General features: G+C 62.6%; 11 protein-coding genes. 5 read left to right on the top strand and 6 right to left on the bottom strand.

Translation table 11 applies throughout. The features are described 5' to 3' along the window. Positions 1 to 85 precede the first annotated feature (85 nt). Both QCE73_RS31875 and QCE73_RS31870 read left to right on the top strand, forming a co-directional pair. A complete protein-coding gene (locus QCE73_RS31875) occupies positions 86 to 385 on the top strand; it encodes an SMP-30/gluconolactonase/LRE family protein (RefSeq protein WP_309885033.1) in 300 nt (99 codons plus the stop codon). Between the two features lie 51 nt (positions 386 to 436). After that, positions 437 to 1,966 (top strand): class I adenylate-forming enzyme family protein, encoded by a 1,530-nt coding sequence (locus tag QCE73_RS31870; RefSeq protein ID WP_309885032.1) that lies wholly within the window; start codon positions 437 to 439, stop codon positions 1,964 to 1,966. On the opposite strand, the gene QCE73_RS31865 is transcribed toward QCE73_RS31870, so the two are convergent. From QCE73_RS31865 to QCE73_RS31845, 5 genes are all read right to left on the bottom strand, one after another. Further along, positions 1,959 to 3,398 carry an efflux transporter outer membrane subunit gene (locus QCE73_RS31865; protein WP_309885031.1) on the bottom strand — a complete coding sequence of 480 codons (1,440 nt, stop codon included), beginning with the start codon at positions 3,396 to 3,398 and terminating at the stop codon, positions 1,959 to 1,961. The genes QCE73_RS31870 and QCE73_RS31865 overlap by 8 nt on opposite strands. 10 nt (positions 3,399 to 3,408) lie before the next feature. Next, entirely contained in the window at positions 3,409 to 4,569 is a 1,161-nt protein-coding gene (locus QCE73_RS31860) for an ABC transporter permease (protein WP_309885030.1), read from the bottom strand. Then, positions 4,566 to 5,510, bottom strand: a complete 945-nt coding sequence (locus QCE73_RS31855; protein ID WP_309885029.1) for an ABC transporter ATP-binding protein — start codon at positions 5,508 to 5,510, stop codon at positions 4,566 to 4,568. Before QCE73_RS31855 ends, QCE73_RS31860 begins: the two co-directional genes overlap by 4 nt. Next, positions 5,507 to 6,463 (bottom strand): HlyD family efflux transporter periplasmic adaptor subunit, encoded by a 957-nt coding sequence (locus QCE73_RS31850; protein ID WP_309885028.1) that lies wholly within the window; start codon positions 6,461 to 6,463, stop codon positions 5,507 to 5,509. Before QCE73_RS31850 ends, QCE73_RS31855 begins: the two co-directional genes overlap by 4 nt. A gap of 162 nt (positions 6,464 to 6,625) precedes the next feature. After that, positions 6,626 to 7,321: a phosphatase PAP2 family protein gene (locus QCE73_RS31845; RefSeq protein WP_309885027.1), complete on the bottom strand. Its 696-nt coding sequence runs from the start codon at positions 7,319 to 7,321 to the stop codon at positions 6,626 to 6,628. 191 nt (positions 7,322 to 7,512) lie between these two features. On the opposite strand from QCE73_RS31845, the gene QCE73_RS31840 reads away from it, so the two are divergent. Beyond that, positions 7,513 to 7,683, top strand: a complete 171-nt coding sequence (locus QCE73_RS31840; protein WP_309885026.1) for a hypothetical protein — start codon at positions 7,513 to 7,515, stop codon at positions 7,681 to 7,683. 10 nt (positions 7,684 to 7,693) lie between these two features. Here QCE73_RS31840 and QCE73_RS31835 read toward each other — a convergent pair whose 3' ends face one another. After that, the gene (locus QCE73_RS31835) at positions 7,694 to 8,062 is read right to left on the bottom strand and encodes a nuclear transport factor 2 family protein (RefSeq protein WP_309885025.1); all 369 of its coding nucleotides are present in this window, start codon (positions 8,060 to 8,062) and stop codon (positions 7,694 to 7,696) included. 188 nt (positions 8,063 to 8,250) lie between these two features. Between QCE73_RS31835 and QCE73_RS31830 the strand changes: the two genes are divergently transcribed. After that, positions 8,251 to 10,674 carry a penicillin acylase family protein gene (locus QCE73_RS31830; protein WP_404989832.1) on the top strand — a complete coding sequence of 808 codons (2,424 nt, stop codon included), beginning with the start codon at positions 8,251 to 8,253 and terminating at the stop codon, positions 10,672 to 10,674. 372 nt (positions 10,675 to 11,046) lie between these two features. Next, positions 11,047 to 11,421, top strand: coding sequence for a DUF4148 domain-containing protein (locus tag QCE73_RS31825; RefSeq protein WP_309885024.1), 375 nt, complete (start codon positions 11,047 to 11,049; stop codon positions 11,419 to 11,421). Positions 11,422 to 11,873: the final 452 nt, after the last annotated feature.

Raw genomic sequence — 11,873 nt, 5'->3', positions numbered from 1 at the left:
TCTCGCCCCCTCTCTGCCCTCCTCCCCCCCCCCCCCCCCCCGGGCGGCGCACCCTCCGCGGGGTTGGCGCGCCCCCCCCCACGACATGGCCGGCACCTTCGATGGCGCGACGGTAGACGAGGAAGGTTACGTCTGGTCCGCGCTCGTGTTCGGCGGCCGCATTCTGCGCTTCGCGCCCGACGGCAAGCTCGATCGCATCGTGCCGTTCCCCGTGCGCAATCTGACGAGCGTGATGTTCGGCGGACCGAATCTCGACATCCTCTATGTATCGACGATGGGCCGCCCGATGTGGGGCATTCCGCAGAAGGAGCGCGACAAGGGCGGCTTGTTCGCGGTGACGGGCCTCGGCGTGCGTGGCATTCCGGAGCCGCGTTTCGCGGGTTGATGCATGAGCGCTATCATTCGGGCCTCAGGGTCACGAACGGTATCGCCCGATATGGATACGAACAAGCTCATCGCGTCGCTGCCCGCGCGCATCGACGCGATCGTCTCGCGCGGCGCGCAGGCGCATCCCGATCACATCGCGTTGCATGAAGACGCGCGCACGCTGACGTATGCGCAACTCGACGATGCCGTCGATGCGCTCGCCGCGCGTCTCGCAGCGGCGGGCGTGCGGGCCGGCGATCGCGTGATGCTGATCGGCGAGAACAGCGTCGCGCTCGTCGCGTCGCTCTTTGCCGCGAGTCGTCTCGATGCATGGGCGCTCGTCGCGAATGCGCGCCTGTCCGCCGTCGAGCTCGAAGCGATCCGCGCGCATGCGACGCCGCGCATCGCGCTCTATACCGTCGAAGCATCCGACGATGCCGCGCGTCATGCACAACGCGACGGTGCCGCGATCGAATCGCTCGACGCAACGCCGATCGGCGCGTTCGCGCTGAGCGCCGTCGATAACGCTTCCACGCAGGAACCGCACGGCCTGCCTTCGGACCGGCAATGCGCGGCGCTCATCTACACGACGGGCACGACGGGCGCACCGAAGGGCGTGATGTTGTCGCATCGCAATCTGCTCTTCGTCGCGGCGGTATCGAGCACGCTGCGCCGCGTGAGTTCGGGCGATCGCGTCTATGCCGTGTTGCCGATCTCGCATGTGTTCGGGCTTGCGTCCATGTGCCTCGGCTCGCTCCATGCGGGCGCGTCTTTGCGGCTCGCGGCACGCTTCGATGCCGAGCGCGCGGGACGCGTACTCAGCGAAGAACGCATGACGATCTTTCAGGGCGTGCCCGCGATGCACGCGAAGCTGATCGATCATTTCACGCCGCGCGGCGGGCTGAATGCGCCGTCGCTGCGATTCGTCTATTGCGGCGGCTCGCCGCTCGACATGACGCTGAAGGCGGCGGCCGAAGCGTTTTACGGCGTGCCCTTGCACAACGGCTACGGCATGACCGAGAGCAGTCCGACGGTGTCGAACACATTGCTCGATGCGCCCGCGCACGATTCATCCGTCGGTCCGTTGATACCGGGCGTCGAGGCGCGCATCGTGCCGCTCGCGCAAGCAGACGCCGCCGACGAGACCGGCGAATTATGGATTCGCGGCCCGAACGTGATGCTCGGCTACTCCCGCGATGCGGCGCAAACAGCGGCCACGGTGACCGCCGACGGATGGCTCAAAACCGGCGATCTCGCGCGCTTCGAGAACGGCAATCTGTATATCGTCGGACGCAGCAAGGAACTCATAATCCGTTCTGGCTTCAACGTGTATCCCGCCGAAGTGGAGCAGGCGTTCAACAGTCACCCTGCCGTGCTGCATTCCGCCGTGATCGGGCGAAGCGCGGTGGGCAACGAGGACGTGCTCGCGTTCGTCGAACTGAGGCCGGGTTGCGTGGCGGACGAACGCGAACTCGCTCAATGGGTGAGCGCAAGGCTCGCACCGTACAAGCGGCCTTCGACGATCCGCATTCTCGATGCGCTGCCGGTGTCCGCGAGCGGCAAGGTGCTCAAGCATCGGCTCGGGACGCTCGCTAGTTAGTCGCGGATGCAACCGGCTTGATCGCGCCTTTCGTGTCCTCGCCGGCGCCGCCCAGCGACTGGAAGAGCGCGGCCGTGTCTGACAAGCGGTTCGCTTGCGCGGCCGTGTAATCGAACTGCGTTTGCAGCGCCTGACGTTGCGTGTCGAGCAGATCGAAGCGGCTCACACCGCCTGCCGTGTAGCGCGCGCCAGTGGTATCGAGATTCGCTCGTGCTTCGCTCGCCGCGATCTCGCGCGCCTGCACCGTACTCGCGTCGTTCTGTAGCGCGGTCAGACTATCGGCGACTTGCTGGAGGGCTTCCAGCACGGTTTGCCGATAACCTTGCATGGCTGCATCGTAGGCCGCTTCCGCCGATCTCTTCTTCGCGCGCAGTTCGCCGCCATGAAACAGCGGCTGCGTGAGATTCAGCCCGACATTCCATACGTTCAGGCTGTTGAGCATGTCGTGGATATTCGTGCGCTGGCTTCCCACGCCGGCCGACAGCGAGAACTTCGGATAGAGATCGGCCGTCGCCACGCCGACATTCGCGCTCGCCTGATGCAGCAGCGCCTCGGATGCGCGGATATCGGGACGTTCGCGTGCGAGCGTCGAAGGCAGCGTGAGCGGAACGCTGTCCGGCAGACGCAGCGAATCGAGCGTGATCGCATCGAAATCGGCGACGGACGGTTCGACGCCGAGCAGCACCGCAAGCCGATGATCGGCCTGATCGCGCTGCGTGACGAGCGATGGCAGACCCGCGCGCGTTTGCTCGACGAGCGTGCGCTGGCTGCGCACATCGAACGATGCGACGCCGCCCGCTTGCAGGCGGCCTTCCATGATCGACAACTGCCTCATCTGTGCATCGACGAGGCGCTCGGTGAGCGTGATCTGCTGCTGCAATGAAGCGCGCCGGATCGCGCTCGCGACGACATTGCCCGCGATCGAAAGACGCGCCGCGTCGAGTTCGAAGGACTGGTAATCCACTTGCGCACGCAATGCTTCGAGCGCGCGCCGCTCGCCGCCGAAGACATCGAGCGTGTACGTCACGCTGACCGATGCATCGTAGAGCGTGAAAGGCCCGGGGCTCGGAATGGGCACGCCGAACGCGGCGGGGTCCACCTTTTGACGCGTGCCTGAGAGCGAGGCATCGACGGCGGGGAAGTATGTCGCGCCGGCTTGCGCGCGATAGTCTTCACGCGCTTGCAGAAGCTTCGCGCGAGCTTGTTCGAGCGTCGGGCTATCGTTCAATGCGCGATCGACGAGACGGTTCAGCGCATCGGAGCCGAATTGCGTCCACCAGCGCGGCAAAGCATGATCGATGGCGGGAAAGCCTTGCATCGCGACGGAAGTCTTGACATAGGTTTGCGTGTCGGGCGGCGCGGGCGCGTGAAAGTCGGGGCCGACCGTGCAGCCGCACAACACGAGCGCGCAAAGGGAAAGAAGCGGTTTCATCGACGTCTCCCTAATCCAGCGTGCGCCGGTAGAAGCGCAGCGCAATGCACATCACGATCACGGTGAAAAGCGCCATCGGCCAGACCGAAGGCCACAGGTCCGCCCAGCCGCTGCCCTTGAGCAGAATGCCGCGTATCAGGCGGTTGAAGTAAGTGAGCGGCAGAAGATTGCCGATGAACTGCGCCCACGCGGGCATGCCCGCGAACGGAAACATGAAGCCGGAGAGAAGGATGTTAGGCAGGAAGTAGAACATGGTCAGTTGCATCGCCTGAAGCTGATTCTGCGCGAGCGACGACAACGTGATGCCCACCGTCAGATTCGCGGCGATGAACAGCAGCGCGGCGAGATAGATCGCGAGCGGATTGCCGACGAACGGCACATGAAACACGAAGCGCGTGGCTCCGAGAATGATCGTCGCTTGAATGAGGCCGATGAACACGTAGGGCACGATCTTGCCCGTCATCACTTCGACGGGGCGCACGGGTGTCGCGAGCAGGTTCTCCATCGTGCCGCGTTCGCGTTCGCGCGTCATCGCGAGGCCCGTCATCATCACGAGGGTCATCGTGAGGATCACGCCCATCAAACCCGGCACGACGTTGTATTGCGTGATGCCCTCGGGGTTATAGAGGTTGTGGACCTGCACGTCGAACGCGGCGGGCCCGCCATTCAAACGCGCGAGCGGACCGGTGAGGTCCTTGCTCGCCACCGATTGCACGAGCGCGGACAGTGAATTGCTCGCCTTGCTGACCGCGTTCGGATCGGTGGCGTCGGCTTCGACGAGCAGCGCGGGCCGCTCGCCGCGCAACAGCTTGCGCGAGAAGTCGGCGGGAATGTCGAGCACGAAAAGCACACGGCCTTGCGCGAGCGCGCGGCGGCCGGCTTCATCGTCGGGCAGTGTTTCGACGATATCGAAGTAGTCGGAGTGCTCCATCGCGGCGATGAAGCTGCGCGAAAACGGGCTTTGATCGCCGACGATCACGGCTGTCGGCAGATGCTTCGGGTCCGTGTTGATCGCGTAGCCGAAGAGCGCGAGCTGCACGATCGGCAGCCCCACGATCATGCCGAACGTGATGCGGTCGCGCCGTAGCTGCAGAAACTCCTTGATCACGATGCTCCACCACCGCGTGATGGAGAAGCGCGCGAACAGTGCGAAGCCACCGCGCGCTGTCATGACGCCACCTTGAAGTTGTCGGTCGAGTGGCTCATCAGATAGATGAAGACGTCTTCCAGCCCGGTTTCGATGCGCTCCGCATGGGTTGCGCCGTCTTTCGTCGCGTCACGCACGGCCTGTTCGAGCGCGGCGTGATCGCTGCCGCTCACATGCAGCGCCGAGCCGAACACGACCGTCTGGTCGATGCCGGGCGTCTTGCGCAAGCGTTCCGAGAGCGCACTGAGATGCTGACCGTGGATGCTCCACGTAGCGAGATTCTGCGACGCGATCACTTCGTTCGCGGTGCCTTGCGCGAGCAGCTTGCCGTAAGCGATATACGCGAGCTTGTGACAGCGCTCGGCTTCGTCCATGTAGTGCGTGCTGACGAGCACGGAGATGCCTTTCGCGGCGAGACGATGCAGCTCTTCCCAAAAGTCGCGGCGCGCGGTGGGATCGACGCCCGCGGTCGGTTCATCGAGCAACAACAGCTTCGGCTCGTGCAGCATGCATGCGGCGAGTGCGAGCCGTTGCTTCCATCCACCCGAAAGCGAGCCCGTCAGTTGCTTCGCGCGGCTCTGCAAGCCCAGCGCTTCGAGCGCGCGATCCACGGCTTCTCGACGGTTCTTCATCTGATACATGCGCGCGACGAAATCGAGATTCTCGCGGATGGTCAGGTCTTCCCAGTACGAAAAGCGCTGCGTCATATAGCCGACGTTGCGCTTGATCTCCTCGCTCTCGCTTACGATGTCGTAGCCGAGACACGTGCCGCTGCCCGAATCGGGCGTGAGCAGGCCGCACATCAGGCGGATGGAGGTCGTCTTGCCGCTGCCGTTCGGACCGAGAAAGCCGAAGATTTCGCCGCGCGCGACCTGCAACGACACATCGTTGACGACGTGCTTGTCGCCGAAACGCTTGTTGAGGTTGTGGACGTCGATGACGTAGGGCGTGTCCTGCGCGTTCATTGCAACCTCACCGCGACGGGTTGGCCGGGATGAAGCTTCGCCGCATCGGCGGGCTGAGGATGCGCCTCGACCATGAACACGAGCTTCGCGCGATTTTCGTTGCTATAGATGACGGGCGGCGTGTATTCCGCCTGATTCGACACGTAGGTGATCTTCGCGGGCACGTCTTCCGCGCATCCGTCGCAATGAATCGATACCGCGCGCCCCGCCGCGAGACCGCCCACCGCGTTCTCCGGCACGAAGAAGCGCACCTTCACATTCTGCGGCGGCAGCATCTGCACGACGGGCGTGCCCGCCTGCACCCATTCTCCGACGCGATAGAGCGTGTCGTACACGAGCCCGTCCGCCGGCGCCGCGACCCGCTTTTGATCGACCTTCCATTGCGCCTGGACGACGAACGCCTGCGCGGCGGCCACCTGCGCGCGCTGCGCTTCGATCTGCTGAGGACGGCCGGGCAGGCGCGCGATATCGACCTGTTCGGCGAGATCGCGCACTTGCGCGGCGGCGGCATCGGCGTTGGCGCGGGAATCGTCGAGTTGCCCTTTGGCGATGCCGCCGGCGCTGAACTGCGCTTCGTCGCGGCTCAGTTGCAACGCGGCCTTGCGGGCGTTCGCGCGTGCCTGCGCGAGCTGCGCGCGCACCGAAGCGACCTCCGGTGCGCGTTTGCCTGTGAGGATGTCTTGAAGCTGCGACTGCGCGGCGGTGAGTTGGCGTTGCGCCTGATCGAGCGCGGCGGTTTCATCGACGGATTCGAGCGCGAACGTGCCCGCGCCCGCTTTCACCGTTTGGCCGCGCGAGACGGACAGCGCGGCGAGCTTGCCCGATTGCGACGAGCCGAGATAGACGAACTCTCCCTCGACGTAGCCTTGATAGACGTCGCGGTCCTGATGAGAGCACGCCGCGAGTGCCGCGGCGAAAAGCAGATAGAAGGGTATGCCGGTCAGGCGGCTCATGGCGCGCTCCATGATCAGGTATCTTTCAATGTCTTGGTTGGTGTACCAAACAATAGACGAGACGAGTCGTTACTGTCAAGCGGTGCGTGCGTGGGACGCGCGCTTCCGCGTACAAGACAAGGATAGGAGAGGACGGCGCCGGCGAGACGCCTGACGTGGCGTTTAGAGCGCTTTGACGATGAAAGAGGCGATGAGGCGCGGCTCGTCGAACATGGTCGCGAGCTCGAAGAAGAACAAGAACGCGAGCATGTAGCCCACGGCGGGCCGGTGTTCCATGAAGCGCACGAAATACGGCGCAAAGCGCGCGCGCAGCGGGGCGCGCGTGACGATCCATGCCGAGACCGCGCCGATGGCCGCGCCCGCGATCACATCGGTCGGATAGTGCAGCCCGAGATAGACGCGCGGCAGGCACACGAGGATGATGCAGTGCAGGATCGCGAGCGCGCCGATCCATCGCCAGACGAGAAAGATGCCCGCTGCGATAGCCATCCACAGGGCGGCATGATCGCTGGGAAAGGAACTCCACATGCGCAGAAAATTGCCCGTCTCATTCGTCAACGGGAAGGTCAGGTGAATATTCGGATCGTAGACCGGCCGAAGTCGAAAGGGCAGCGCGAGCGCAGCGAGCCTGCCGAGCATAAACGCAATGAAGCCCGACGCGAGAATGGCGACGACCATCTCGCGGCGCCATTGCTGGGAATCGCCGGCCTTGAACCAGATCGCCCAGAGAATCGCCAGTGGAAGGACGCCTTTCGTTAGGTAAAAATCGGCAATCGCGTGGACAGCATGAGTAAAAATGACGGACGAGGCCGCGATATGCACGAGCCAGGTCTGGATCGACGTGTCAAAAGCATTCACGCGACACTTCTCCGTCCATTTATGAACATTCGATGAAAAGCGTACGAGTGCAAGCGCGCATTGTTAGTGCGCCGCCTCGCATAACTTGTCCGACAAACGCGCGCAGGCGGGATGACGAGAGTGGGACGCAAGCGTGAGCAGGCATTGCGTGTGCTTCGCCGTTACTGCAATGAGGCGAAGGCGACAGCGACATGGATACTCTTCTAAAGATCGCGCAGGACTGCGGCTTTTCGGTGGTGCTGGAAGGCCGGATCGGCACCCAGGAATACAACAGCGTGAGTGGTCCGCTACAGGCATTGGAGAAATTCGCGGAAGTCATCCGCGACGCGGCCTTGCAGGAAGAGCCGCGGCAGAACGAATGACATGCCGCGTTTATAGCGATCCGCCTTCCGATGCTTCGTGCGGGATCATCCATCCAAAGAAGACCTGGGCTTCGACGAGCTTGCCATCACGAATGGTTAGAACCTCCGTGTTGCGAAACGCGCTGTCGTCCTTCATGCGCAGATCGTAGGTGACGAACACGTGCTCGCCATCGCGCACGAGATGGACGAACGTGAAATCGGCGATTGCGCGCGAGTTCGGCCAGCATCGCGCAAAGTAGGTCGCTCGATCGAGGCGATTGTCGCGTGGACTCGTGAAGTGGAAATCGTCCGCGACGAGTGCTTCGATCGCATCAAGGTCTTTCGTGACGTAAGCGTCATAGACGCGCTTGGCTACTGATATCGGATCGGGGAGGGTCATCGGGTATCTCCTTTGTCACGGCGCACGCTTCTTCGTTTGCGCCAATACCATATCGACGAATGAAGGTGCTTTCGCTCGACATCATTTTCGAATCGGCGTATCCGGATGTAACCTTTGCGCGTTTGCAGCATTCGCATAACATTGCGATATCCGCGTGAATTGACATCGATAACAACGGAGACGCCACGATGAAGGGAAGAAAGGGACAAGGCCTGCTTGCGCTGATGATCGGCGCATCGCTGTTCGGGCCGCTTGCGGCGCACGTCGCGCTCGCCGATGCGCCTGCGGACGAAACGATTGCCGTAGCGGGGCTCTCACAGCCATCGGACATTCTGATCGATCGCTGGGGCGTACCGCACATCTTCGCGGCCAACGACAGCGATGCGTTCTTCGTGCAGGGCTTCAACGCGGCACGCGATCGCATGTTCCAGATCGATCTCTGGCGCAGGCGCGGACTCGGCGAGCTTTCGGAAGTATTCGGCCCGGCCTACGTGGAGCAGGACAAGGCCACGCGGCTCTTTCTCTATCGTGGCGACATGGCGACCGAATGGCAGCGCTATGGTCCCGATGCGAAGCCTGCCGCGACGCGCTTCGCGGCGGGCGTCAACGCGTATATCGACTGGCTCGCGGCGCATCCGGATCGCATGCCCTATGAATTTCGCAAGATCGGCTATTGGCCGGCGAAATGGAATGCCGACGACATCGTGCGCATTCGCAGTCACGGTCTCACGCGGAACCTGACGAGTGAAGTCGCGCGTGCGCGCGTCACGTGCAAGAGTTCGCTCGACGCGGATGCCCTGCGCTTCGGCCTGCAGCCGCAGTGGAAAGCCCAGATGCCTGCCGGCCTCGATCCATGTCTCCCCGATGATGTCCTCAAGGTCTTCACGCTCGCCACGCAAGGCGTGCGCGTGACGAAGGAGTCGATGAAAAGCGCGGATGCATCGACGACATTGATCGCCGCCGCCGACAATCCCGAGGAAGTTACCGAAGGCAGCAACAACTGGGTGATCGCGCCATCGAAGTCGGCGACGGGCCGCGCGATCATGGCGAACGATCCGCATCGCGCGTACGCGGCGCCGAGCCTTCGGTACATCCAGCAGATCAGCACGCCGACGCTCGATATCATCGGTGCGGGCGAGCCTTCGGCTCCGGGCATTTCGATCGGGCATAACGGTTCGATCGCCTACGGTCTCACGATCTTCAATATCGATCAGGAAGATCTCTACGTGTACGAGCTGAATCCGGCGAATCCACGGCAGTATCGATACAAGGGCAAGTGGGAGCCGATGCGCGTCGTGCGCGAGCAGATCGCGGTGCGCAACGGGTCGCCTGTCAACGCCGAATTGCTGTTCACGCGTCATGGGCCCGTGATCTATACGGAAGAAGGCAAGCATCGCGCGTTCGCGGTGCGCACCGCGTGGCTGTCGCCGGGAATGTCGCCGTACTTCGATTCGATGCGCTACATGCGCGCGAAGAATTACGCGCAATTCAAGGCTTCGCTTGCGACCTGGGGCGCGCCGACCGTCAATCAGGTCTACGCGGACAAGGACGGCAACATAGGCTGGGTGCCGAGCGGACTCGCGCCGATACGCCCGAACTGGGATGGCCTCATGCCCGTGCCCGGCGATGGCCGCTACGAATGGGCGGGCTTCTGGCCGCGCGACGCGATGCCCTCTGTCTATAACCCCGCGCAAGCCTATTTCACCACGTCGAATGAAATGAACTTGCCGGCGGGCTATCCGTATGCCGAGCGCAAGCTCGGTTTCGAGTGGACCAACGGGTCGCGGCATCAGCGTATCGACGAGGTGTTGAAGTCGCTGCCCAAGGTGTCGATCGAAGACTCGGAGCGCTTGCAGAACGATATCGTTTCGATTCCGGCGCGCAGGCTCGTCGCGTTGCTCGCGCCGCTTTCGAGCGATGATGAATACACGCGCGCCGCACTCGCGATGCTGAAAGGCTGGGACGCGCACATGGGCGCGGATTCACCGCAAGCCGCGCTCGAAGAAGTGTGGCTCTCGCGCCATCTCGGACGCACGTTCAAGGAAGCGGTGCTGCCGAAGGACGCGGCGGCGTCGTTCGGTGCTCCCGATACCGCCGTGATGCTCGATACGCTCGAACATCCTGAAACACGTTTCGGCGATAACGCGCGAGCCAAACGCGATGCGGTTCTGCTTTCGAGTCTGCGGGATGCCTATGGGGAAATGCGGCATCTGCAAGGCGACGATGCAAGCCAGTGGCAATGGGGCAAGCTCCAGACGAACCTGAACGCGCATCCTCTGGCCGATGTCGTCGATGCGGATATGCGCGCGAAGCTCAACGTCGGGCCTATTGGAAAGGGAGGCAGCGCCTATACGCCGAATCAGTCGACCTATCGTGCGAGCGATTTCCGCGAGACCAACGGGCCTTCGTTTCGCGTGGTCGTCGATGTCGGCAACTGGGACAACTCGCGCGCGGTGAATCTGCCCGGCGAGTCGGGCGACCCCGATAACCCGCATTACCGCGATCTCGCGCAGATGTGGCTCGACGGTCAGTATTTTCCGTTGCTGTATTCGCGCTCGGCCGTCGAAGCCGCGACCGAGAAGCGCGTGCATCTCGTGCCGGACGCACATTGAGCATCGGCTTCGCGGGCGTCATTGTTGCGAGATCGGCAAGGCATCTTCAACGCGAGCAGCGATGATCTTCGCGGCGGCTTGCGGCACAATTCGATCGCGGTGGACGGGCGCTGGCTGGCGCCTTGCCGGACTCCTCATCCGGTTCGTCCGCCGCGCTCCCATCCTTCACTTCCCTCGAAGCCGGCTTACGTTCGACGCAAATCGTGCGTCGCCGTGGGAATAGATCGCGGCATGTCCGGGTTAACCAATCGAAGCCTCTACGCTTGAAACCTGGATCGAGTGAGTCGAAGCCGCGCAAGGGCCCTGTGCGTTCGATGAGGTTCGTGGATCGCGTGCGATCCGGTCAACCTTTTCTGTCGGAGTGTGAACATCATGAACGCCATCGCCAAATTCGTCGTTTCCCTCGCCGTTGTCGCCGCGCCCACGTTTGTTTTCGCGCAGAGCCAGAACGCTCCGCTGACGCGCGCACAAGTGAAGGCCGAGTTGGTCCAGCTCGAACAGGCCGGCTATTCGCCCGCCATGGGTGAGCAAGCCGACTATCCCGCGGATATTCAGGCCGCGGAAGCGAAGGTCGCTGCGCAAAAGAACGCGAACGCGACGAACGAAGCCTACGGTGGCACGAGTGCCGGCGGCGCATCTTCCGGATCCGGCGCGATGCGCACGCCCATGTCAATGAAGCATGGTTCGATGCCGGCATCGGATTGCGTCGGGCCTGCGGGATTCTGTACGGCGTTCTTCGGAAGTTGAGTCGTCGGGCGATTATCGAGCGCGGAAAGATCGGTAAAGGCTTTCCGCGTTCGCAATCCCCGTATTGAAGTTTTTGACGTGCACTTGCGGCTCCAGAAAATAATTTGCGTGGGGGGCTTGCGAGGAGATCATCGGCCCGTCATAATCTCGTTCTCTGCTGCTGATGCAGCGACGCAAGACGGAAGTTGAAGTGGTAGCGCTCTTGCGATGTGCTCTTTAAAAACTAACAGCCGATAAGTGTGGGCGCTTGATAGCGAGTGCGGTTTCAGTCTTTCGGGGCTGGAATAATGGCAAAAGTATCAAGAGTCTCACACGAAGTATCAGAGGAAGGTTTTTCTGTTTTCGGACAGGATAATCATCGTCAGAACGTTGAGTGAGCGACCGGTTTCTAACGGAACCGAAAAACAGTAACAGGTTTGAACTGAAGAGTTTGATCCTGGCTCAGATTGAAC

Origin of the sequence: Caballeronia sp. LZ029, assembly GCF_031451275.1 — a bacterium.
GTDB lineage: Bacteria > Pseudomonadota > Gammaproteobacteria > Burkholderiales > Burkholderiaceae > Caballeronia > Caballeronia jiangsuensis.
Note: the sequence above shows the minus strand (reverse complement) of the source record. Positions and strands in the feature narration are given on the sequence as shown.

Coding starts and splice junctions, on each gene's coding strand:
- QCE73_RS31875 (WP_309885033.1), top strand. CDS start 86: ATGGCCGGCACCTTCGATGGCGCGACGGTAGACGAGGAAGGTTACGTC.
- QCE73_RS31870 (WP_309885032.1), top strand. CDS start 437: ATGGATACGAACAAGCTCATCGCGTCGCTGCCCGCGCGCATCGACGCG.
- QCE73_RS31865 (WP_309885031.1), bottom strand. CDS start 3,398: ATGAAACCGCTTCTTTCCCTTTGCGCGCTCGTGTTGTGCGGCTGCACG.
- QCE73_RS31860 (WP_309885030.1), bottom strand. CDS start 4,569: ATGACAGCGCGCGGTGGCTTCGCACTGTTCGCGCGCTTCTCCATCACG.
- QCE73_RS31855 (WP_309885029.1), bottom strand. CDS start 5,510: ATGAACGCGCAGGACACGCCCTACGTCATCGACGTCCACAACCTCAAC.
- QCE73_RS31850 (WP_309885028.1), bottom strand. CDS start 6,463: ATGAGCCGCCTGACCGGCATACCCTTCTATCTGCTTTTCGCCGCGGCA.
- QCE73_RS31840 (WP_309885026.1), top strand. CDS start 7,513: ATGGATACTCTTCTAAAGATCGCGCAGGACTGCGGCTTTTCGGTGGTG.
- QCE73_RS31835 (WP_309885025.1), bottom strand. CDS start 8,062: ATGACCCTCCCCGATCCGATATCAGTAGCCAAGCGCGTCTATGACGCT.
- QCE73_RS31830 (WP_404989832.1), top strand. CDS start 8,251: ATGAAGGGAAGAAAGGGACAAGGCCTGCTTGCGCTGATGATCGGCGCA.
- QCE73_RS31825 (WP_309885024.1), top strand. CDS start 11,047: ATGAACGCCATCGCCAAATTCGTCGTTTCCCTCGCCGTTGTCGCCGCG.